Origin of the sequence: Shewanella sairae (assembly GCF_023283535.1) — a bacterium.
Lineage (GTDB): Bacteria > Pseudomonadota > Gammaproteobacteria > Enterobacterales > Shewanellaceae > Shewanella > Shewanella sairae.
Genome location: NZ_JAKILT010000015.1, coordinates 73,836 through 97,576, shown reverse-complemented (window position 1 = coordinate 97,576; position 23,741 = coordinate 73,836). Strand labels below are relative to the sequence as shown.

Below are 23,741 nucleotides of genomic sequence, written 5' to 3'. Positions count from 1 at the left end.
CTTAGAAGAAGACAGATAAAACAAAAAAATTCCAACACTCTCTGGAGACAAGTGGATGAGCAATGCGCCAGTCGATACCGGACGTCGCAGATTTCTGACCGCAGCCACCGCCGTAGTTGGTGGTGCAGGTGCCGCAGCTGTAGCGGTTCCGTTTATAAAGTCATGGAATCCGAGTGCCAAAGCGAAAGCAGCAGGTGCGCCGGTTGAAGTAAACATAAGTAAAGTAGAGCCAGGTCAACTTATTCGAGTTGAATGGCGTGGTAAGCCTGTATGGGTTGTTCGCCGTACGCAGGAGATCTTAGATGGTCTGCCAGCTATCGATGCTCAACTTCGTGATCCAGACTCTGTAGAACCACAGCAGCCTGCATATGCACAGAATACTGGTCGTTCAATTAAGGCTGAGTACTTCATAGCTGTCGGCTTATGTACTCACCTAGGTTGTTCTCCAACTTACCTACCAGACACATTCGGTGAGCAAGTAGAAGGCGTTGCTTCTGGCTTCTTCTGCCCTTGTCACGGTTCTAAGTTTGATATGGCTGGTCGCGTATTCCAAGGTGTACCAGCGCCATTAAACCTAGTTATCCCTCCACATCAATATATTGATGATAGCACTGTGCTTATCGGTGTTGATAAAGGAGCTGCGTAATGGTTAAGAACATTATCAATTGGATTGATGAACGCATTCCAATGACTGCGACGTACAATCGTCATGTCGGTCAATATGCGACACCAACCAACTTTAACTTTTGGTACTTTTTTGGCTCTCTAGCCATGTTAGTACTGGTTAACCAGTTGCTTACTGGTATCTGGTTAACAATGAACTATGTGCCTACAGCTGAAGGTGCGTTTGCTTCTATTGAATATATCATGCGCGATGTTGAGTACGGTTGGTTGCTGAGGTATATGCACTCCACCGGGGCCTCCGCATTCTTTGTGGTGATTTATTTACACATGTTCCGTGGTCTAATCTACGGCTCATACCAAAAACCAAGAGAGCTACTATGGTTATTCGGTATGCTGATCTTCCTTGTGTTGATGGCTGAAGCATTTATGGGTTACTTGTTGCCTTGGGGACAAATGTCTTACTGGGGCGCACAGGTTATTATCTCTTTGTTTGGTGCTATCCCAGTTATTGGTGACGACCTAACATTGTGGATCCGTGGTGACTTTGTTGTCTCGGGTGCAACCCTAAACCGTTTCTTTGCACTACACGTTATTGCGTTGCCATTAGTGCTAGTGGTATTGGTGTTCTTACACCTTATCGCATTGCATGAAGTGGGTTCTAACAACCCAGACGGCATCGAAATCAAGCAAAACAAAGATGAGAATGGTTGGCCAAAAGATGGTATCCCATTCCACCCATACTACACAGTTAAAGACATCATGGGCGTCGCAGGCTTCCTTATTGTCTTCTGTTATGTATTGTTCTTTATGCCTGAAGGTGGTGGTTACTTCCTTGAGAAGCCGAACTTTGAAGCGGCTAATCCAATGAAGACACCTGAGCATATTGCACCGGTTTGGTATTTCACACCTTTCTACGCAATCTTACGTGCTATTCCTGATAAGTTGATGGGCGTTATCGGCATGGGCTTAGCAATTGCGGTACTGTTTGTATTGCCATGGTTAGACCGTTGTAAAGTGAAGTCAATTCGTTACCGTAGCATGGTTCATAAGCTAAACATTAGCCAGTTTGCTGTTTCGTTCCTAGTACTAGGTTACTTAGGTGCGGTGCCAGCGACTCCAGCTCTTACTATTGCAGCGCGTATCTTTACGCTAACTTACTTTGGTTTCTTCTTATTCCTATGGATTTACAGTAAGAATGAAAAGACTAAGCCTGTACCAGAGAGGTTGACACACTAATGAAAAAATTATTAATCGCATTAGTTGCATTGGTCCCAACACTGGCTATCGCAGCCGGTGGTGGTGCACCGCTAGATAAAGCTAATATTGATCTAAATGACACTGAATCACTGCAGCGTGGATTGGAACTTTTCCAAGAAAACTGTGCAGGTTGTCATAGCACTCAATATCAACGCTATGATCGAGTTGCTACTGACTTAGACATTCCATTAGATGAAATGCGTGCTAAGTATCTACCCGAAGGTGCTAAGATCGGTGAGTTAATGGAAAATGCCATTCCAGATGCAGATGCTGCAAAATGGTTTGGTGCTTCTCCTCCTGACTTAACTTTGGTTGCTCGCGTTCGTGGTGAAGACTGGATTTATTCATACCTACATGGCTTTTATAAAGATGAAAGCCGTCCATTTGGTGTGAACAATACAATCTTCCCGTTAGTGGGTATGCCGCATGTGCTTGAGGGTCTTCAAGGGACGCCAGTTAAACAAGAAGATGGAACACTAGTCGCGACTGGTGGTGCCTTAACAGCTGAAGAGTATGACCAAGTAGTTCGTGATATCACGGGTTACCTAGTTTACTCTGGCGACCCCGTTAAACTTGAGCGTGAAAGGTTAGGTTGGTGGGTGTTAGGCTTCTTATTTATTTTCTTTATTGTGGCCTACCTCTTAAAGAAAGAGTACTGGAAAGATGTACACTAACCTCAAATAAAGGTTAGAATGTATTATCCGCAAATTGTAAACGGGGAGCCTTGCTCCTCGTTTGCGTTTGCATTTTTTGCTTTTTACTTGTGAATCCCGGAGGGTATCAATGGCTGTTGCTGCCAATAAACGCTCAATCATGACCCTGTATTCAGGTGCAGACGACCTTTATAGCCACCAAGTACGTATCGTACTAGCTGAAAAAGGTGTGACAGTTGATGTGCTACAGGTTGATCCAAATGAGATCCCTGAAGACCTGATCGAGCTAAACCCGTACAACACAGTGCCAACTTTGGTAGACAGAGAGCTAGTTCTTTATAACTCTCGTATCATTATGGAATACTTAGATGAGCGTTTCCCTCATCCTCCATTAATGCCTGTTTATCCGGTTTCACGTGGTCAAACACGTCTTTGGATGCACCGCATCGAAGAAGACTGGTACGCACTTGTTGAGCGTATTCGTAAAGGCGACCGTGCTGATGCAGCTCGTAAAGAGCTTCAAGAAGGTCTTACTGCTATCGCACCAATCTTCGGTGAAGTGCCATACTTCATGAGTGAAGAGTTTGGTTTAGCAGATTGCTACTTAGGTCCGCTATTGTGGCGTTTACCTGTACTAGGTATCGAGCTTGATAGCCGTACAGCTAAAGATATCAAAGCTTACATGACACGTTTATTCGATCGTGAATCATTTAAAGCATCTTTGACTGAGACTGAGCGCGAAATGCGCATGGGTATCTAATGAAAGAGCTAACCCCAAACCGTCCATACTTGCTGCGGGCTTATTATGATTGGTTGATGGATAACCAATTAACGCCTCATGTTGTTGTCGATGCTTATGTGCCAGGCACACAAGTACCACAGCAATATGTTAAAGATGGTCAAATTGTACTTAATATTACCGAGAGTGCTGTAGGTGGCCTACAGATCACTAATGAGTTTATTGAGTTCAGCGCGCGTTTTGGTGGCGTTCCTCAGCAGGTACTATTGCCGATGGCTTCAATTGTTGCCATCTACGCTAGAGAGAATGGTGCAGGTACTGTCTTTGAGTTAGAAGAAGCTTATCAGCTTGAAGATGACATCGAAGAAGAGTCGGGACTTTCTGTAGTGAAAGAACCGGTTGTTGAAACCTGTGAACCAGAAGCCGAAAGCACAAAGGCTAAAGAGCCTAAGCGCCGTGGTCATTTAACTTTGGTTAAATAAGAACTCTGGTTAAATAAGCTATCTCGCTAGTTAAAACCAATTAAAAGCCAGTCTAACGACTGGCTTTTTTGTGGGCGCTATTTGTCAAAATAATCAAAGATGACTTCTTGGTATTAGGTCTTAACTTTGAACGAGTGCTTTTTACATGGTTAATTTAAGTGTAGACAAATTAGACTGGTCAACTTGTCCTGGTGTGACTAATTGTCCTTTAGTATGTGTAAGTATATGTCGTTACGTCGTAATTGGTTTTTTATTGGGTGATATCGGTCTAGAGTTCAGGTTTGCGAATAGTTGAACTAGGTTATAAAGAATAAGATGTGCGCGAATTTACGGTGAGGCAGACTTTTAACGATGTTGAAGATCTGCAAGCCATTATCACGAGCAGATCGGAGTCTTAGGTGATCAAAACAAGAAATACTAAAATCGCTATTATCATCAGCACCCTACTATCAAGCCAAGCTGTACTAGCCAATGACGCAAATGACGTTTTTTCACTTGGTGAAATTGTTGTTTCAGAGCAGACAGGTGTAAAAGATATTGCTATCAATAACACTATGACTGCAGAGCAAATCGAATTAATCGGTGCAAAAACGGCTGCGGATGCCTTGGACTATGTGCCAGGCGTGCATGTTGCTCAGTCGAGTAAAGGTGAGAAGTTTCTAACTATTCAGGGCTTCGAGCAAGATAAAGTGCTTATTTTGCTTGATGGTGTGCCATATTACGAAACTAACTATGGACAGTTAGATCTTAACCAAATTCCAGCTAACATCATTGCCAAAATTGATGTGGTAAAAGGCGCTTCTTCAGTACTTTATGGTCCAAATGGCATGGGGGGGGTGGTTAATATTATCACCAAGAAAGGCCAAGAAGGCGTCAGTGGTGATCTTAATGCATCATTTGGGCAGATGGGACAAAATCATCAAGCAGGCTCTATCAGCTTAGGCAAAGATGGTTTTAGTTTATTTGCTTCAGTTGATCACCGCGGTCGTGATGCAATGCGTATGTCGAACGACTTTGAGCCAGTGCTGTCTGATATCAAAGATAGATTTGGTGATTTACCAAAGCAGATGGTTGTTGAAGACGGCGGTAAGCGCGATAACTCTGCTTATGAATCGACTAACATTTGGGTGCGCGGCGGTTATGCCAATGAAAGTACAGAACTGTTTGCTAGCGTATTTAGCTTAGACTCTGATCGAGAACTGCCTTACAACACTCGTTATAACAAGGTATTTAGCGATTTTAGTAGCTTTGCTGATATTTCTGAGTACAAAGACACGGGTATGGATCTAAGTGGCTTACACCGGGTAAATGATTGGCTAACAGTGCGTGCATTAGGTTATTACCACATGCATAACGACAGTTATGATTCATACGATAATCCTGACAAAGATCTTAAGTTAGCAACAAGTAGCTACAGTGATTACACCGCAGGTGGTGCTTTGTTTACCGACATGGCATTAGCTGATTGGAATAGCTTAAGCCTGTCAGTTAACTATAAAAATGATGTGCACAAAAAGAAGAATGTTGCTTACGTTGATGTAGACCGTTCTCACGGTTATGAGCGCTCTCAGCTTGATACCATAAGTGTTGCTGCAGAAGATACTATGACCTTTGGCGCGCTAAATGTGGTTGCAGGTATTGCTTGGCATAAGCAAACGATTGTAGAAGATCGTGGTAATGATGCTACAGCGGGTGAAGATGGCTCAGATACCCTAGATCCTATGCTAGGTATGAGCTACACCTTTGATAATGCGGGTCTAGTTTACGGTTCTATCGCCCAAAAGACGCGTTTTGCCACCTTCACCGAGATGTTTGATGATACTGGTGCCCGTCACGATCTAAAGCCTGAACGTAATACGAGTTATACCTTAGGCTGGAAAAATGACTTTAGCCACAGTTTGTTAAATAGCATAGATGTGGGTCTGTTCTATCACGATATCAGTGACAAAATTGTTGAAACTTATCTACCGGATCCTAATGATCCAGGTTGGGATCTTGAAGTTTACCAAAACATTGGTAAGTCAGAGTTTTACGGTATTGAGATCACCACGCTAAGCCAGCTAACGGAAAATATCAGTCTGTCACTGGATTACACTTATACCCATGCACGCAATAAGAGTGAAAACCGCGACTCTGATTACTTCCGTGATATTCCAAAAGATTCAGTTACAGCGATTGTTAACTGGTACCAGCCTTGGTTAGATATCGATAGCAACCTACGTGTTCGTTACCGCACTGACATCCTAATTGACGAGCGCTCACAAGAGTGGGAGTCAGACACCTTAACTATCGATATGGGTATTAAGAAGGCGATTACACCGCAGCTTTCAGCTTACGTGAACCTTAATAACTTACTCGATGAGTCACATTACGAAGGATACGGCCAGCCAAACGAAGGCCGCTCTTATGAAGTTGGCGTAAAGTACCGCTTCTAAGGAATTGGAATGTTAAACAGACTATTTAGTGCTGTTGTCATTCTCCTTTGTGGTCTTTCAAGTGTATCGGCAACGCCGATACACTTGGTCGATCAACAAGGCCGTGAGGTGGTGCTGCAACAGCCCGCCTCACGTATTGTGACAACGTTTACTCCTGCAAACCTGTTTGCTCTAAGTCTTGGTCTTGAAGACCAACTCGTAGGTATTGGTGGTAGCACCAAGCACTCGCCATTTATTAATCGTATTTTGGGAGATCGCGATCCTTTAGTGATCGGCAGTCGCTCGGCCGGAACTAGTTTAGAAACCATAGTCGCATTAAAGCCGGATCTTGTTTTAGTCTTTGGTAAAAAAGATGGCTATAGATTGGCAGATCGTCTTACCTCATTAGGTATCGCTAGCCTAGTTATTCAGCCAGAAAGCTTTAAAGATAGTGAAGTTGTGCTGTCCTTATTAGCAAAGGCAACGGGCACAGAAGATAAGGCGGCTAAGATCGAGGCTGAGAACCAGCGATTAGCTGAGATTATTCAAACTGGACTTAAAGGCCTTAGTGATGAGCAGCGTCTGCGAGCATATTACGCCAATAGTTCAGATCTATACCGCACCGCGAGTGAGCAGATGTTTCAACATCAACTCATGGCCGTTGCAGGTCTTAAAAATGTCGCAACCGGGGTACCGGGCTTTTACCCTAAAGTTAATGCAGAGCAGTTACTACTTTGGCAGCCGCAATTGCTAGTGCGCGAATCCAATGATTCAACCAAAGTTGATGAGCAACTTAAAAAGTCACTGATGACGCAAATTGCAGAGCTACCGCAAATCAACATCCCTAAAGGCAGTTTTTGGGATATGCCATCGCCGATGGCAATGGCAGGTGCACTTTATATTGCGGTTAACGCTTACCCTGAACGATTTAAAAACATCGATGTAGATTCCGAAATCGCTCACTACTATCAAGTGGCTTTTGGTGATCCTTGCCTCTCACCGCTGCAAGAGACGAGCCAATGTCGGTAGCTAAAGGACGCATTTTACAGCCAGTTCAGTGGTTGGGCATTGCCATTGTTGTAGGCTTGGTAGGCCTTTGCGCGGGACGCTTTTCGATTAACCCAAGCGACTTATTCAGCGCAATTCAAAAACTGCCGTCTGTATTAAGTAGCTTAATACTTACAGGGCAAGTGCCAGATAACTTAACCCAAGAAGAAAGGGTCATTCTGCTGATCCGTTTTCCGCGTTTATTAACCGCTCTGATTGTAGGTGCAGGACTAGCTGTATCTGGCGCCGTGTATCAAGGGGTATTTCGTAACCCGTTGGTGTCACCCGATATTCTAGGCGTTGCATCGGGCTGTATGTTTGGCGCAGCGATGGGGCTTATTTTACCGGGCAGCAGTTGGTTGATGGTGCAGTTACTCGCATTTGTTTGCGGGCTCGCCGCAGCTTGTGCGGCGATGTTGATGGCTAAGCGCTTTGGTAGCAACAGTTTACTGCTAATGATTATGACCGGCATTATTGTTGGTTCGATATTTGGCGCAGGCTTGACCATGTTAAAAGCTTTGGCCGATCCCTATGGCGAGTTACCTGCGATTGTATTTTGGTTAATGGGCTCTTTGTCGGTAAGCAGTTGGAGCACGGTTGCACAGCTTATCGTGCCAGTGGCTGTAGGTTATGGGCTTATCCATACATTACGTTATCGCCTTAACGTGCTCTGCTTAGGTGACCATCAATGCCGCAGCCTTGGGGTTGAGCCTGCAAGGCTGCGTATGGTGTTGATAGTGATTAGTTCATTTATTGTGGCTTCATGCGTCGCAACAGTAGGTTCTGTCGCTTGGATTGGCCTAGTGGTGCCACATATGGTGCGCACTTTCACTGGCGCTAACAATATGCGCTTAATCCCGTTATCGACTGCTGTGGGCGCGATGTTTTTGCTACTAGCAGATAGTGTTGCAAGGGCGAGCTTTAGCATGGAGATCCCCATTGGCATTGTAACCTCATTGGTTGGTGCGCCTTTATTTGCCTTCTTACTGTTTCGTTTTCGTCAGGGAGGCGCGTACTAATGCTAGCGGTTGAGAATGTGAGCTTTTCTGTTGCGGGTCAGCAACTATTACAAGATGTTAGCTTTGAGCTGGCAGCTGGCGAGTTTTTAGCGGTTCTAGGCGCTAACGGTGCAGGCAAAACGACCTTGATGAATTGCCTATGTGGTTTAAATCAGCCAAGCCAAGGGCGAGTTAAGCTGAATGGTCAGTCGTTAAATAATTTGAGCCGCGCCGAAATAGCGCAGCAGATGGCTTTGGTGCCACAGCAACAAGAGACTGCCTTTGCTTTTACTGCGCTTGAAATGGTGGTAATGGGGCGCACGCCGTTTTTATCAACTTTTGAATCACCATCAGAGCAAGACATTCATGACGCTAAAAGAGTCATGCAGTTACTTGATGTCGGCGGTTTAGCCAAGGCGGACTATAACCGCTTATCAGGTGGCGAGCGTCAACTGGTTTTGCTCGCCAGAGCCTTGTTTCAGAGTGAGCAGTTATTGCTGCTCGATGAGCCGACTAACCATCTTGATTATCGCAATAAATTTCAAATTCTTTCTCAGGTCAAACGCAGTTGTGTTGAATCTAACACCGCAGTAATTGCTATTTTGCACGATCCAAATCTGGCTCAGTTATACGCAGACAAAGTACTGCTGTTGGAGCACGGCAAGGTATTGGATTACGGCGAGCGCAGCGCTGTGATGACCAGTAAAAATATCAGTCGACTCTATGGTTTGGCTACAGCCAGCTATCAAGTTGCCTCGCAGGAGTTTTTTATGCCGCAAAATGTATTGGGCTTGAGCCTCAGTAAAGTGCTGATTGTGACTGGTGAAAGTGGTAGCGGAAAAACCACCGCTTTAGCTGCACTTATTGAGCAGTGCCAACAACAGCAGATCAAGTTAAAAGGCATGTTTTGTCCCGGTGTAATGAAAGATGGCCGCCGTTTTAGTAGCGACATTGTTGATATCGCCACAGGTGAGCGTTGTCTATTTGGTCATCGTACTGGCGTGTTAGATAAGAAAACCGGCACTCGTTTTAGTTTCACTGAATCCGGATTGGCCCTTGGTTTACAAGCCCTAGATCATAATAACGTTAACCAAGGTGATATCTGTATTGTCGATGAAATTGGGCCGATGGAGCTTGGTGGACAGGGCTTTGGTAAGCAAATCGCGCCACTTCTCGCAGTGGAAAATAGCCGCCATATTTGGGTGGTGCGGCCAAACTTGATTGAGCAAGTTTGTCGCCATTGGTCGCTGCATAACCCTGAAGTTATCGATATTGAAGATGTGCACTTACCACAAAAGCTTATGCAGTTTATCAATGCTGATAATGTAGCCTCTGTAAGTGAGCAAAGCTAATGAAAGATATCAGTTTGAATCAATCGAGTACGCTTGAACAGCGCTTTATCGCTGCGCGTCTTGCTAGTTTGGTCGTGCTCGCGTTGTCGGTGACAACGCTGACCTTAATTAATGCCAATAGTTTGCTATTTCCCGGTAGTAGCGTGACCACATATTTAGTGGTCACAGCCATTGTTAGCTCGTTAGCTGTGTGCATTTTACCAATCCGTAATGCTTTGCAAGCTCGCTATGCATGGATAGCAAGCGGCTTTGCGCTATTGCTACTTATCTATAGTAAAACCCTTGAGCCGCCAATGGGCGATAGTGCCATGCTGACCTCCCTTTGGGCACAGCTGTTTTTCCTTTCCAGACCCATTGCACTAGGTTTAGCTATCGCTGCTTGTGTGGGGTACTTAATCCATGCTTTTGCTCGCGATCCGCGCTTAGAAAGCCATAGTCATCTTCTCAGTTTGCTCGCGGGTACGGCGTTTCTTGGCGGCGAAATTGCGGGGAGCTATTGGGCGTTTATCGGCTGGGGACGTAGCTGGAGCTGGAGCGGTCACTTCTTTTTCTCCGCGCTGACATACCTGCTATTTATCTTAGTGTTTCACTTACCAAAAGCTTGGTTTGCTAATGGTAAAGCTTTGGCATTAGGTAAGGCTGCGGTGCTTGGCTTTATTTGTGTATTGATGTTGGGGTATCGCTTGTCATGACTATGAACTGGTTGTTTTCAATGCGCTTAGCTTTTGTATTGCTACTGCTGCTGTCAGTGTGGTTTGCGCTTGGCGTTGCTATGAGTGAGCAAGATGCTTATCGACAAGTATTACGCTCACTTAATGATCTGCCTATGTCGCAGTGGATGCAGAGTTTAGTTAATGCGCCTATTGTGGCAAGTTGGCTTGTTGGCCTATTTGGTTTGATGTTTCTACTTGGGCTAAACACGGCACTGTGTTCTTGGCGCGATCTGTTGCCGACCTGGCGTCATAAGCGCTGGCGCAGCCCACGGATCATGATGCTGCCGATCCATATCCTGACCTTGTTGGTGTTTATCTTTCATGGTGTCGACTTAGTGTTTATTCATGGTCACGACAGTGTTGTTCTACATCAAGGTGAGCGTTTTAACAGTGGGCGTTACCAAATTGAGTTAGTCAAAGTCGATTATCGCAACGATGTCAGCCAAATCATCGAAGACGAAAAGGGTTATAGCCCGGCAGGCCGTATCACTCGTCGTAGCGTAGAGGTATTCGACCCGCGCATAAACAATGCTTATTTTGAGATAAGCACTGGCGAGCAGACCGTCAGTGGTCATGCTGGTTTCCTGCGTCCATTTAACTGGGGCGATCTGTATATCACTGTGACGGACTTTCGTGTGCCTTATCAACAAGAGGTAAAAGGCGTGCAAGTTAAGATGTTAGCGGTCCATAACCCGCTGATTAACTATTTCTTTATCTGTTACTGCCTATTGCTGCTGAGTTTACTGTTACAAGGGCTGGTGTTTTGGCGTCGTTCAATCAAAAAAGGGGGCCGCAAATGTTAGCTCGAATATATATCGGTTTATTGGTCGCATCTAGTGTATTGCCTTTCAACGTTAATGCGACTGCTGCAGCGATTGATTCAAGCTGCAATTTAGCAGAGCGCTGGCGAGAACAAATACAACAACCTGTCATGCAAGCAGTGCAGCTTGGTGAAGAGGCGGCGGCATGGCAACAGCAAAAAGCACAGTCTTTATCGCAGCAACAACAAGACTTAGGTGAGCTTTACTGGACTGAATATCAGCTGCAAAAACAGCAAAGGTATTTGGCTTCCTTGCAAGCTGAGGTTGCGCTGTTGCAGCAAGACATTGCCACGATAACCGCATTAAAGCAGGAGCTCGAGCCACAGCTTGAGATCTGGTATGCCATGTTAGAGCGTCAAGTAAGCAGCGATCTTCCGTTTGATTTTGATGAGCGTAAGCGTCGCTTAGCATTTTTACGCACTGCAATGGATAGCCATGATCTGCCATTGGCCGAGCGTTTTAGGCGCTTACTCGATGTGATGACTATCGAAGTGGCTTATGGATATGGCCAGCAGTTAACTCAGGAGGTTATCGCAATTGATAAGCAACCTGTGCAGGTTAACTTACTACGACTAGGTCGTTTATCTTGGTTTTATATCACCCCTGATGAGCAACATTTAGGTTGGTTTGATAATCAGTCTCGCCAGTGGCGGCCGTTAGCTGTTGAGCTACAAGGTGACATTAAATTAGCCATGGCAATTACTGCTAATAAGCAGGTGGCGCAGATTGTGAACCTTCCACTAGGAGGGCAAGAACAATGAGAACTGTGATTGCAATTTTACTATTTAGCGCCTCTATTCAAGCTTTTGCCCAAGCTCAAGTTGTTGCAGATATTACAGCGACTAAGCAGGCTGCTGATTATCAGCAGCAAAAGGCTCAAATCGATAACCGAGTGGCTGATATCCGTCAGCAAAATGCTGCTTGGGATCGTCAGTTAAAGCAAGAGATCGATGAGGTCAAATCTAACCAACAAGCGTTAAGCGCAAGGTTAGCCAGTAAACGCGCACAATTAACAGCATTAAATGAGCAATTAGTCGAGCTTAATCAGCAAAAGCAGCAATTAACGAGCAGTTACCAACTCGCTGTTGATGATATGCAGTTGGTTCAAGGGGCTTACCAAAAAGCGCTGAGCAGCTTATCGCAGCAATGGCAGCAAAGCCCTACCAGCTTAATTGAAGTGCAGCGAGGGCAAAGTTTAGCTGCTGCTAAGGCAAGCTCTGGTTTTCCAAGTTTGTCACAACTCAATGAGCTTATCGGTTACGCCGTTGATGATATGCAGATGACGGCGCAAGTCGCTAGTACCGCAGCGCCAATAAGCCAAGCTGATGGCAGTGTTAGCACCAAAGATCTATTTGTAATTGGTGGCTTAATGGCGGTAACTGACACTGATTTACCGAGCTTCATTGCTTTTACTGACAAGCTGCCAACCGCTATTACACCTGTTGATAGCGATGTTAGTCAGCAGCTAAAAGCATGGTTAGATGGTGAAACTCAGCTATTGGCGATGGATTTAAGTCAAGGGCGTATGTTGCCAAGCTTGGCGCAAAAGCAAAGCCTTGGCCAATGGGTAAAAGATGGTGGCGAAGTCTTGTGGCCAATTCTTATTTTGGCAGCGTTTGGTTTACTGATAGCCCTCTGGCGTGCGGTTGTCTTACTGTATTGGCGGCCATTAGCTCAGCTTCAAGAAGATGATAGCGCGAAAGTGGAGCTGCTAAAGATTAAACAGCAACTACAGAGTGTGTCTCGAGTACCGGCAGCGAAAGTGCTAGCCAATGCCATTGTTGAGGGGAGTAGTGTTGACGCCATGGATCAGCGGCTTAAGCAATTAATGCTGAAACAGATGACACAATTTGAGCGAGGTCTTGGCTTTATTGCGCTACTTGCTGCCATGGCGCCAATGCTAGGTTTGCTGGGAACAGTTTCCGGCATGATTGAAACTTTCCAATCACTCACTGAGTTTGGCAATAGCGACCCTAAGTTGTTGTCGCAAGGGATCAGTAAAGCACTGATTACCACTCAAGCAGGCTTGCTGGTGGCACTACCTCTGTTATTGCTGCATTACCCGTTAAAGCGCCGTGCTCAAGCGTTAAGTTTGAATATGGAGCAGCAATCTGCCTTGTTACTAGCACTCAATCTTGAGCAAGGGGAAGGCCATGGCTCAAAGTAGTTCGATGCAGTCATTAGAGCAATTTGTTCATGCTGTTTTAGGCTTTATTGAGCTAGGCGGCATAGTGATGTGGCCGCTATTTATTTGCTGTTTATGGATGTTGTGGTTAGTGAGTCGCGCCTTATTCAAAGAGGCCAATCTAAGTGCATGTTTACAGACAGTTACTACTGAGCACGACTGGCTGAACCAGCGTTTACATTTATTAGCATTAAGGCAAGCGGAAGCGCAGCAGTATGCCGATCTTCAAGGGGTTAAATTGCTTGCTATGGTGGCACCGTTACTTGGTTTACTCGGTACAGTGAGCGGAATGATCGCCATGTTTGATGCGGGAGCTAATTATGGTTTTCACGATCCAGCGGTTATCTCTGCAGGGATCTCTATGGCGATGGTGACCACGCAAACCGGTTTGTTTGTCGGGTTAACTGGCGCCATATTGGCCTTTTTTTGGCAACGAAAATTAAACCGTGTCGATACTAACTTGTTAGTAGGAGGCGCTAATGCTTAGCGATCGATTTAGACAAGATAAAGAGCCTGAAATCAATATGACACCTATGCTCGATGTGGTGTTTATTTTGTTGATCTTCTTTATTGTGTCGACCAACTTTGTGCAGCAAGCATCAGTTGAGATCAAGCGTCCTCAAGCTAGCACGGCCACCAGTGTTGATGGTAGTCCTATTGTGGTCACGCTCGATACCACCGGCCGGGTCTACTTTGAGTCGAAAGAGATCGATATTTACTATCTGCCGGGCAAGCTACAACAAATTGCCAGTCAAACGCCAAAAGCTAAACTCTTGGTGGTCGCCGATACCAACTGCCCAACCGGAGTAACAATTAAAGTACTCGATATCGCTAAGCAAGCTGGCATTAGTTTTAGCTCTGTCGCGTCAGAGATCCAATAATGGCTACTGTGCAATTGAAAGCGGTTGGGGTTAAATTAGTAAGGCTTGCCTTATCGTTAATGGCAACGATTTTACTTTGTTACTATTTACCCAATAGTTTAAATCAAAGCCAAGTAGTAGGGCTGTTGAGTCAGCAGTTTGAGCCACAACCACTGCCCTTATTACCGCCAGATAAACCGCGTCAATCTGAGCCAGAAAAAGCGCAATCAAAACCAGTTACTGCGAGTGCGATAACACCGGTATCAAGCAGTATGCCGATTATGCCAACGGTTGCCGATATGCCGTTGCAAGTGCCTGTTATGGCAACTCCGACATTAAACGGCTTGAGTTTACCTAGCATTGCACCAGTAATTGCTGGGATCAAAGATGTTGATAAAGCGCCTGAATTATTACGCTTTATTCAGCCAAAAATGCCTGTCGCCGGCCGTAAATTTAAGCAAGGCGGTAAAGTCTTACTGCGGCTGATTGTGGAGGCCGATGGCGCAGTGAGTCAGGCTGAGGTGTTAGAGGCAGAGCCCAAACAAGTATTTGATCAATCTGCGATAGAGGCTGCGCGTAAATGGCGCTTTAAGCCTGCTGTATTAGCAGGTGAGGCGGTTAAGGTGTTTGTTGATGTACCGATTAATTTCAAGGTGAGTTAGTGATGACGCGTATTCAGCAGCTCGCATTTGCGCTTTTATTCAGTGGGTCTTTAGTGAGTTTTTACAGCCATTCTCAACAAGAGGAAAAGGCAGACCAAGGGCGCTCACTGAATCGATTTGAGTCTAACTTGCTTAATAAAGCAAGTGTATTGCTAGAGCGCAACGATTTTGATGCAGCGCTAATTATGATGCAGCCATTGCTGAATCAAAGCGAACCTCATCCCACAGTATTCCAATATGCCTGTAAAACCACTGCTGATACGGGCGCAGAAACAGAATCGCTTAGTTGCTGGCAACGCGGGTATAAGCTTTATTCAAATAATGACAATATTGCGATTAATCTCGCCCATGCACAATTACAGCTTGAACAATTTGAGGCGGCGATAATCAGTTTAGCAGGTGTTAACCTTGCAAATGTAGACCAACCTATTGCGGCACAGGTGCGCTACATGCGCGGCTACGCGCACTATCAACTCGCGCAATATCAAGCGGTATTAACTAAGCTGCTTCAAGACGTCAAACAAGTTAAACCACATTGGTGGCCGCTGATTAGTTACAGTCAATTGGGATTAGAGCAGTGGCAAGCAGCTAAAACTAGCGCCGAGCAATGGCTAGCATTAGAGCCTGTGAATCGCAGTGCCTGGCAAGTATTAATGCGCAGTGAGCTTGGACTCAACCAGCTTGTTGAAGCGGCTGTTGCTAATGATATTGCTGCAAGCTTGCAGGTAAATAATACCAGCGGTGCAACAGATAGCATTGGGCTATTGGTTCAGATTAAAGCTTACAACTTAGCTGCAAGCTGCAGCAGGTTAGTTAATCCCAAAGCGAGTCAGGCAGCGTTTAACTCAGCGAATTTTGCCTGCGCGCAATACACTTGGCTGTCAGGGCGCTATCAACAAGCGTTAGATATGTTAGCGGGCTTTGGTATCACCAGCCAAAACCAGCTGCATGATGATTTTTATCTTCTTCAAGGCCAGTTATTTTCGGCTTTAAAACAAGGTGATAAGGCGCGAAGTGCATGGGGAGAAGTTGGTTTACAATCATTGCCTATCGGCAATGCGGCTGAAATAAAACATGCCCGTCAGCGCCGTAGTCAGCTCCAAGGACAGGCTTTATTATTAATAGGGCAAAGTTACTGGCTAGATGGCTTGTGGCTTGAGGCGCAGGCGAGTTACAGAAAGCTTGCGCAAACACCTGGGTTTGCCACGATTGCGGATGCTTTTAATCAAAGGTTATCTAGCTTAGTGCTGTTTGACGAGAAACTCAGATGATCAAAGCGGATGGCTGTGATAGCATCTGCGCCCAAATCATCCATATTGAGTGTTATTGTTCTAGCAAGGCCATAAGCTATACGTTAGAAAAATAACGCCAGCAGCATAGGTTTTTAGATCTTTATGATCTTAATGATCGACAATTACGACTCATTTACTTTTAATTTGGTGCAGTATTTTCAGCAGCTTGGTCAAGATATTATGGTTAAGCGCAATGATGAAATCACCATTAATGAGATAGAGTCTCTCGCGCCCAGCCACATTGTTATTTCCCCTGGCCCATGTACGCCTAACGAGGCCGGGTTATCGCTTTCTATCATTAAACACTTTGCTGGCGAGCTACCTATTTTAGGTGTTTGTCTTGGTCATCAAGCGATTGCGCAAGTATTTGGCGCCAATGTTATTCGAGCGAAACGGGTAATGCATGGCAAAACTAGTGCAATAATCCATAACAATAGCGGTTTATTTAGTGGTTTAGCGAACCCGCTTACTGTCACTCGTTATCACTCACTGCTGGTGGATAAGGTGCCTGAGGGCTTTGTACTTGATGCATGGTTTGACGACGAGCTGCATGGCCGCGAGATCATGGCGATGAGTATGCCGGCGAAAAAGATCTACGGTGTGCAGTTTCATCCAGAATCAATCCTGACTCAGCAAGGTCATGATTTATTAGCAAATTTCATTAAGATAAGCTAACGCCTTCAGCTTATGAAGCTGGTGCGTTCGCTATCGGCTTTATCTAACAGATAATGAGGGTATGTCTGCGATAAAGCTTGACGATTAGACCATTAATACTAGCTAACCTTGTTGCTTGAACTGTTAGCAAGTTATAGCAAAATCAGCGAAAAACCTATCATCTGTTACAAATTTTACCGCTTTTTCAGATAATCCCGTTGCCAAAGTGTGGTATAAAAGTCCGCAAAAATACCAATAATAATAGGGATGGATATGAAAAGCGTCATTCGTCATGTCGGCTTCAGTGCACTTTCATTGGCAGTATTAGCAGGTTGCAGTGCAACCAATGGCTCTAGCGAATCAGCTCAAGCGACTAATCAAGTCGCTAATCAAACAACTCTAGTGGCCTTATCTGCACCGCCACAAGTAGACCAAGCATTAACATTAAACCAAATTATGGCTAATCCAGACTGGATGGGCTTGTTGGCTAAAGGCGCCTATTGGAGTGATGACGGCCAGTCAATTTATTTTGCAAGACAAGCACACGGTGCACCAACTAAAACCTATTATCAGCAAAGTATTGAAGGTACCGCGGCAAGCGAGCTGGCATTAAATCAGCTGCATAGTGCTGATCAGCGTCGTGGTGTCTTAAACAATGACAAAACACGTAAAGCCTATATCTATCAAGGCAACTTGTTCGCCAAAGATCTCAATAGCGGTAAAGTGGTTCAACTTACTCGCCAAAATACCGCTATTGATGGTGTACGCTTTCTAAATAATGGCGATATTGCGTACTGGCAAGGCGATAATATTTTCAAGATCCACCAAGACTCAGGTTTGTTAGAAGAGATCGCCAACATCAAGATGGCTGCAGAGCCTAAAGGTGTGCAAGAGCCATCAAGCTACATCGCCAAGCAGCAGCATAGACTGATCCAGTACGTAGCGATGCAGCAAGATAATGCTAAAGCTAAGCAAGATTATAAGGCTGAGCTTGCCAAAGCTGACCCGACTATGTCGGCTAAGACTTGGTATTTAGGCGATAAAGAGATAGTGACTAATTTAAGTCTATCTCCTAACGGCCGCTATGTGATTGTGGCACTTAAAGACAAGAGCTACAGCTGGCGTAGTGAGCACGACATTATGCCTAACTACTTAGGTAAAGACGGCTATGTAGATGCAGTGCCTGCCCGCGCTCGTGTCGCTGAAGATAACAACCCCGGTGAGCGTTTAGTACTGCTCGATTTAACTACCCACAGCAAAAAAGATATCACCATTGAGGGCTTAACAGGCTTCGACGAAGATGTCCTCGCTGCAGTAAAAGCCGAAAATGCCAAAGCCAAAGGCGAAAGTTATAAAAGTGAAAAAGCGCCGCGTAATCTGCAGCTAATGCAAGATTGGGGCTGGTCGCAAAGCGCAATTCAGTGGTCAGACTCTGGCGACAAGGTTGCGGTCATGCTTGAATCTGTTGATAACAAAGACCGTTGGATTGCTACCGTTAATCTGGATAAAGGTAGCCTAATCACCGAGCATCGTTTGCATGATGACGCTTGGATTAACTACACATTCAACCAATATGGTTGGTTACCTAATAGTGATAGCATCTACTATCTTTCTGAGGAAACGGGCTTTTCTCAGCTTTACCTAAAACAGCAAGGTGAAAAACCACAAGCACTGACTCAAGGTAAGTTTGTGGTGAGTGACGTTACCTTAGGTCCTAAAGCACAGTTTATTTACTACAAGGCAAACAAGACTCACCCTGGTATTGATAACGTTTACCGCGTTGAAATTGCTACCGGTAAGGATGAGCAGTTAACCCAGTGGCAAGGACAGCTAAATTACACTTTAAGCCCTGATGGCAGCGCACTGCTATTAAATGCATCTACGCGTATTCAGCCCGCAGAGCTGTTTGTGCAGCCAATTGGTGGTGAGTTAAAGCAGCTAACTAACTATACTAGTGATGCGTTTAAAAACTATGCATGGCAAGCGCCAGAAGTTATTGCCGTGCCATCAAGCCATGGTGCGGGTGAAGTTTATGCTCGTGTTTACTTGCCGCAAGGTTACAGTAAAGACAACGCAGATAAGTACCCAGCGGTGATCTTTAACCATGGTGCAGGCTATCTGCAAAATGCTCATTACGGCTTCTCAGGGTACTTCAGAGAATTTATGTTCCATAACCTATTAGCACAGCAAGGCTACGTGGTGATGGATATGGATTTTAGAGGCTCGAAAGGTTACGGCCGCGATTGGCGAACTGCAGTCTACCGTCAAATGGGCACGCCAGAAGTACAAGATTTAAAAGATGGTGTTAATTGGATGGCGGCTAACGTCAATGTTGATGCCGGTAAGGTAGGCACTTATGGTGGCTCTTACGGTGGCTTCTTAACCTTTATGGCACTGTTTAATGAACCTGAGTTATTCCAAGCAGGGGCAGCACTGCGTCCTGTGACAGACTGGGCGCATTACAATGCACCATATACCTCGAATATCTTGAATACACCAGATGTTGACCCAATCGCCTACGAGCGTAGTTCGCCGATTGAACATGCTGACGGCTTACAAAAGCCACTGTTGATCATGAGTGGTGTGTTAGACGATAACGTATTCTTCCAAGATAGCGTGCGTCTAGTGCAGCGTTTAATTGAGCTTGAAAAGCCAATGTTTGAAACTGCGATTTATCCGGTTGAGCCACATGGTTTCCGTCAACCATCAAGCTGGTTAGATGAATACCGTCGTATTCATAAGCTATTTGAGCAAGAGCTTAAATAATTACTTTGGTACGCAGAAAGGCTTCATTATGAAGCCTTTTTTATTGTTATACCTAAAGAAAATTAACGATTTATACCTACACTAATAATAGGTAAACTGAGCTTAAGTCTGGCAGGAGAACATTAATTAGTGGCAATTTCGGTAGCGGGTGGGGTTAAGCCTGCACAAATAATAGAGATTGAGCAGCGGCTTCAGAAGCTGTTAATTATCGGGCGAGATAAAGCTGTTGTCGTTACCGACGACTTCAATTCGGGTCTTGAAGAGGCTGCTAATAAGCTTGAGGTCGAACGTCAAGCAATGCGTGCAAGGCTTGCCAAGCAAAATGAAGCTAAAGCGATAGTCGATACGGTATCAGCACAACTATTGGCTAGTGTGAACGCCAATATAGAACATCATTTATCATGTCCGGAGCAGGTTCTAGCGCACTCAAAACTAAATGAAAAGCAGGTCTCTTTACTTGAGCAGCTTTCAGCTGAGCAAGTAGATTTAACGCGTATAAGACCTATGGTTGAAGCCTTGCCTTGGCTTGTTCGTGATCTCGTTAATATGCTTAATAGTTCAACCTTTAGGCATCGGCGTCCGCAATCTTCTGAAGTTCAAGTCACTGATGTTAAGCTTGTTCTTAACTACATTGGTATTGAAAACCTACAGACGTTAATTCCCTACTTTTGTTTACGTAATTTAATGCCATGTGCACAAACACAGCTGCATTGGACGAGTCGTAAATTATGGCGATATTCGGTTATGGCCGCAATTGCCGCGAAAACGCTAGCATCGTTGCATGAGAGAGACTCCGCTTTTATTTATACCTGTAGCTTAATGAGTCAATTGGGTACAACAAGTGTGATCCAGCAATCAGCAAGGATCTTTGAAGAGATGTGGCGTAATTGGCTAAAAGAAGCAAGTGCAAGTGGTGATAAGTCGCTTTATGATGCCGTCTTAGCGACTGAGTTTCCGGCAAAGGATGTGTATAAACAGATCGTGACTCATAGCCTTAAACTAAACTGGCAATTGCTGGGTTTACTTCATTTTGAGCAAAGCCGTTTAACAACGACTTTTCAAGCAATAGAGACGAAATTAAAGTATGCAGAACTTGATCCAGATACAGCCATCATTGAACGAGCAAATTGTTATGCTAAGGTATTCTTGTTAAAGGAGACTGGAAATATAACTGTCGCTGAATCTCGATTAATGTTCGATTATTATCAGGTAACAGAGCAAGAGTTGCTTAAATTAAGTAAGCAAAACCTCAACAAATTACCGCTGTTTTGATTTTTTATACGGCGGTATAGCATCCGCATGTTACTTATGTGTTTCAAATTTTGCCGCTTCAAATTGATGGTGTTTATTTTATGGCTAAAAATGAGGGGTTGTCGGGTACCGTATTGAGCGCTTTTTCATCTTTTATGCATTACTTGAAAGTGAGCTTGCTAGAGGTTTAATCACAGCTGCTTTCTTGGCAAAATTTGACCTTCCTTGATTATACTGATTAATCTTACTTATATTGGATATCCGCTCAGATAAGCACTCACTTTCTAGCATTAAACGTGAGTTCAAAATGACGATAAAGTCTAATTAGTTATTCATTTACTATGAATAGATAGTGTTTTTTGGCGCTAGATAACTTTTTTATGACTATTTATGCTTAAAGCCCCGCTATATACGCTTTGTTAATTCTAAAACTCAAATCTTTATGCATTGTTTACGGACTTGGCTCACTTGTAGCTTGTTAAAAACTGGTATTTTGATCACATTTTAGCTAATAATGTCTTCCTAGTTAGACAAACAATCGCCATGTCACCTATAGAAGATAAAGACATAGAGCGAAATACGGCCAGCTAAAAGGCCGATTAACGACAAAGGATGAGAAAGAATGAGCGTAAATATGAATCTTACACGTGCCCAATTTGATGAAGTTATGGTGCCTAACTATGCGCCTTCAGCCGTTATCCCTGTTCGTGGCGAAGGCAGCCGTGTTTGGGATCAGGAAGGTAAAGAGTATATCGACTTCGCTGGTGGTATTGCGGTTAACTGTTTAGGTCATTGTCATCCAGCCCTCGTTGGTGCACTTAAGACCCAAGGCGAGAAGCTTTGGCATCTTGCTAACGTTATGACTAACGAGCCAGCACTGGAACTTGCGACTAAGCTAGTTGACGCAACATTCGCAGACCGTGTTTATTTTGCCAACTCAGGTGCAGAAGCTAACGAAGCTGCACTTAAGCTGGTTCGTCGTTATGCAATGGATAAATTTGGCGCTGAAAAAGACCAAATTATCGCGTTCGATAAAGCCTTCCATGGCCGTACATTCTTTACTGTAAGCGTAGGTGGTCAAGCGGCTTATTCAGATGGTTTTGGTCCTAAGCCACAAAGCATCACTCATGTTCCTTTCAACGATATTGCTGCGTTAGAAGCCGTTATTTCAGATAAAACTTGCGCCATCATGATGGAGCCTCTGCAAGGTGAAGGCGGCATTATTGATGCCGATCCAGAGTTCCTAAAAGCGGTACGCGCTCTTTGTGATAAGCACAACGCTCTGTTGGTATTCGATGAAGTACAAACTGGTGTTGGTCGTTTAGGCGAGCTTTATGCTTACATGCGTGGCGACGTAGTGCCAGATGTACTCACAACAGCAAAAGCACTCGGCGGCGGCTTCCCAATTGCAGCAATGCTAACCACTAAAGAGATTGCCGATCATCTTAAAATTGGTACTCACGGTTCTACTTACGGCGGTAACCCACTCGCTTGTGCTATTGGTAACGCAGTCCTTGATGTTGTTAATACACCTGAAGTATTGAATGGCGTTAAACACCGTGAGCAGTTACTGCGCGACGGTCTGACTAAGATCAATGACAAGTACGACGTATTTACTGAGATCCGTGGTCAAGGTTTGCTAATTGGCGCGGTAATGAATGAAAAGTTCCAAGGTCGCGCAAAAGAGTTCCTTGTTGCCGGTATTAGTGAAGGCGTAATGAGTCTAGTTGCTGGTGCAAACGTTGTGCGCTTCACGCCTTCTCTAGTCATCCCAGAAGCCGATATCGCCGAAGGTCTAGCACGTTTTGAGCGTGCAGTAGCTAAAGTGGTTGCAGCCTAATAGGCAAACGGAGTGCTATTAAAAGTGGTACTCCTTTTTTGTCTTTAGGAAAGCTTGGCTGGTGGGGAAACCTATTTACCAAGCGATAGCGAGGAGACTCCTAGATGCTAGTTATACGTCCAATCCGATCTACTGACTATGAGGCGCTGTATCAAATTGCGCAGGAGTCGGGGCACGGCTTTACATCTCTACCTGTGAATGAAGAATTGCTGCGTAGCAAGATTGCTCGCGTAGAAGAGTCATTTACCAAGCAAGTCGATAAGCCATTCGATGAAGGCTATTTAATGGTGCTAGAAGATACCGAAACCGGTGAGGTTGTTGGTACTTGTGGTATCGAAGCTGCCGTTGGCATGGTTGACGCTTTCTATCATTACCGACTCGGCACTGAGGTTTATCATTCAGAGCAAATTGATGTTCGCAATGAAGTTGAAACCTTAACCCTATGTCACGATTACACCGGTGCCGCTGAGCTTTGCACCCTGTTTTTACGCAGTAGTTATCGCAAAAATAACAATGGTCGTATGCTTTCACGTAGCCGCTTCCTGTTTTTAGCACAGCATGCACAGCGCTTTGGTGAAACAGTGATTGCTGAAATGCGCGGAGAAAGTGATGAAGAGGGCAACTCGCCATTCTATGGTTGGTTACAAGAGCACTTTTTAGGTATCGACTTTGTGAGAGCTGATTACCTATCGGGCTTGAGTCAAAAGGCCTTTATGGCCGAAATGATGCCTAAAAATGCAGTTTATGTTTGCTTGTTACCAAAAGAAGCCCAAAAAGTGATTGGTGAAGTGCATGCTAATACTCGTCCAGCGTTAAATCTATTACAAGCTGAAGGTTTCAGATGCCGTGGCTATGTTGATATTTTTGATGCAGGCCCTACGGTTGAGTGTCACTTAAACGATATTCGTTCAGTGCGCGAGAGCCGCTTACTCACCGTGAGCATAGGTGAGACACCAAGCGATGCAACAAGCTACATCGTTTCAAATACTCAATTAGCTAATTACCGCGCTAGCGCAGCTAACTTAGCTGTATTAGACGACAGTGACGACGTGATCTTAGATGCCGAAACCGCAGCAGGCCTGATGGTCGCTGATGGTGAGCAGATCCGCGTATTGCCAATGTAGGAACAAA

General features: G+C 44.8%; 22 protein-coding genes. All 22 read left to right on the top strand.

Annotation, left to right across the window (positions count from 1 at the left end):
• Positions 1 to 55 precede the first annotated feature (55 nt).
• Entirely contained in the window at positions 56 to 646 is a 591-nt protein-coding gene (petA, locus tag L2748_RS08745) for a ubiquinol-cytochrome c reductase iron-sulfur subunit (protein ID WP_220779886.1), read from the top strand.
• Positions 646 to 1,860 (top strand): cytochrome b, encoded by a 1,215-nt coding sequence (locus L2748_RS08740; protein WP_220779888.1) that lies wholly within the window; start codon positions 646 to 648, stop codon positions 1,858 to 1,860. Before petA ends, L2748_RS08740 begins: the two co-directional genes overlap by 1 nt.
• Positions 1,860 to 2,555, top strand: a complete 696-nt coding sequence (locus L2748_RS08735; RefSeq protein ID WP_220779890.1) for a cytochrome c1 — start codon at positions 1,860 to 1,862, stop codon at positions 2,553 to 2,555. Before L2748_RS08740 ends, L2748_RS08735 begins: the two co-directional genes overlap by 1 nt.
• Before the next feature lie 109 nt (positions 2,556 to 2,664).
• Positions 2,665 to 3,294: a stringent starvation protein SspA gene (gene sspA, locus L2748_RS08730; RefSeq protein WP_012156731.1), complete on the top strand. Its 630-nt coding sequence runs from the start codon at positions 2,665 to 2,667 to the stop codon at positions 3,292 to 3,294.
• Positions 3,294 to 3,755 (top strand): ClpXP protease specificity-enhancing factor, encoded by a 462-nt coding sequence (locus L2748_RS08725; protein ID WP_220779892.1) that lies wholly within the window; start codon positions 3,294 to 3,296, stop codon positions 3,753 to 3,755. Before sspA ends, L2748_RS08725 begins: the two co-directional genes overlap by 1 nt.
• A 398-nt stretch (positions 3,756 to 4,153) precedes the next feature.
• Positions 4,154 to 6,190, top strand: coding sequence for a TonB-dependent receptor plug domain-containing protein (locus L2748_RS08720; protein ID WP_220779894.1), 2,037 nt, complete (start codon positions 4,154 to 4,156; stop codon positions 6,188 to 6,190).
• Between the two features lie 9 nt (positions 6,191 to 6,199).
• Positions 6,200 to 7,198, top strand: a complete 999-nt coding sequence (locus L2748_RS08715; RefSeq protein ID WP_220779896.1) for an ABC transporter substrate-binding protein — start codon at positions 6,200 to 6,202, stop codon at positions 7,196 to 7,198.
• Complete coding sequence (locus L2748_RS08710; protein ID WP_220779897.1) at positions 7,189 to 8,235, top strand: FecCD family ABC transporter permease; 1,047 nt, start codon at positions 7,189 to 7,191, stop codon at positions 8,233 to 8,235. The genes L2748_RS08715 and L2748_RS08710 overlap by 10 nt, the downstream gene beginning before the upstream one ends.
• A complete protein-coding gene (locus L2748_RS08705; protein ID WP_220779899.1) occupies positions 8,235 to 9,566 on the top strand; it encodes an ATP-binding cassette domain-containing protein in 1,332 nt (443 codons plus the stop codon). Before L2748_RS08710 ends, L2748_RS08705 begins: the two co-directional genes overlap by 1 nt.
• Positions 9,566 to 10,258 carry a hypothetical protein gene (locus L2748_RS08700; RefSeq protein WP_220779901.1) on the top strand — a complete coding sequence of 231 codons (693 nt, stop codon included), beginning with the start codon at positions 9,566 to 9,568 and terminating at the stop codon, positions 10,256 to 10,258. Before L2748_RS08705 ends, L2748_RS08700 begins: the two co-directional genes overlap by 1 nt.
• On the top strand, positions 10,255 to 11,082 hold the full coding sequence (locus L2748_RS08695) for a hypothetical protein (protein WP_220779902.1): 828 nt from the start codon (positions 10,255 to 10,257) through the stop codon (positions 11,080 to 11,082). Before L2748_RS08700 ends, L2748_RS08695 begins: the two co-directional genes overlap by 4 nt.
• A complete protein-coding gene (locus tag L2748_RS08690) occupies positions 11,076 to 11,861 on the top strand; it encodes a DUF3450 domain-containing protein (RefSeq protein WP_220779903.1) in 786 nt (261 codons plus the stop codon). Before L2748_RS08695 ends, L2748_RS08690 begins: the two co-directional genes overlap by 7 nt.
• Positions 11,858 to 13,267 carry a MotA/TolQ/ExbB proton channel family protein gene (locus L2748_RS08685; RefSeq protein WP_220779904.1) on the top strand — a complete coding sequence of 470 codons (1,410 nt, stop codon included), beginning with the start codon at positions 11,858 to 11,860 and terminating at the stop codon, positions 13,265 to 13,267. Before L2748_RS08690 ends, L2748_RS08685 begins: the two co-directional genes overlap by 4 nt.
• Positions 13,254 to 13,772, top strand: a complete 519-nt coding sequence (locus tag L2748_RS08680; RefSeq protein ID WP_220779906.1) for a MotA/TolQ/ExbB proton channel family protein — start codon at positions 13,254 to 13,256, stop codon at positions 13,770 to 13,772. Before L2748_RS08685 ends, L2748_RS08680 begins: the two co-directional genes overlap by 14 nt.
• On the top strand, positions 13,765 to 14,166 hold the full coding sequence (locus L2748_RS08675; protein ID WP_220779908.1) for an ExbD/TolR family protein: 402 nt from the start codon (positions 13,765 to 13,767) through the stop codon (positions 14,164 to 14,166). The genes L2748_RS08680 and L2748_RS08675 overlap by 8 nt, the downstream gene beginning before the upstream one ends.
• Positions 14,166 to 14,807, top strand: coding sequence for an energy transducer TonB (locus tag L2748_RS08670; RefSeq protein ID WP_220779910.1), 642 nt, complete (start codon positions 14,166 to 14,168; stop codon positions 14,805 to 14,807). Before L2748_RS08675 ends, L2748_RS08670 begins: the two co-directional genes overlap by 1 nt.
• A 2-nt stretch (positions 14,808 to 14,809) precedes the next feature.
• Complete coding sequence (locus L2748_RS08665) at positions 14,810 to 16,078, top strand: tetratricopeptide repeat protein (protein WP_246616093.1); 1,269 nt, start codon at positions 14,810 to 14,812, stop codon at positions 16,076 to 16,078.
• 123 nt (positions 16,079 to 16,201) lie between these two features.
• Positions 16,202 to 16,774, top strand: a complete 573-nt coding sequence (locus L2748_RS08660) for an anthranilate synthase component II (protein ID WP_220779912.1) — start codon at positions 16,202 to 16,204, stop codon at positions 16,772 to 16,774.
• 252 nt (positions 16,775 to 17,026) lie between these two features.
• Positions 17,027 to 19,519 carry a S9 family peptidase gene (locus tag L2748_RS08655; RefSeq protein WP_220779914.1) on the top strand — a complete coding sequence of 831 codons (2,493 nt, stop codon included), beginning with the start codon at positions 17,027 to 17,029 and terminating at the stop codon, positions 19,517 to 19,519.
• Between the two features lie 129 nt (positions 19,520 to 19,648).
• A complete protein-coding gene (locus L2748_RS08650; RefSeq protein ID WP_220779916.1) occupies positions 19,649 to 20,791 on the top strand; it encodes an HDOD domain-containing protein in 1,143 nt (380 codons plus the stop codon).
• A gap of 601 nt (positions 20,792 to 21,392) precedes the next feature.
• Positions 21,393 to 22,610, top strand: a complete 1,218-nt coding sequence (locus L2748_RS08645) for an aspartate aminotransferase family protein (protein ID WP_220779917.1) — start codon at positions 21,393 to 21,395, stop codon at positions 22,608 to 22,610.
• A 104-nt stretch (positions 22,611 to 22,714) separates the two neighbouring features.
• Positions 22,715 to 23,734 carry an arginine N-succinyltransferase gene (gene astA / locus L2748_RS08640; protein ID WP_220779919.1) on the top strand — a complete coding sequence of 340 codons (1,020 nt, stop codon included), beginning with the start codon at positions 22,715 to 22,717 and terminating at the stop codon, positions 23,732 to 23,734.
• The last annotated feature ends 7 nt before the right edge of the window (positions 23,735 to 23,741 follow it).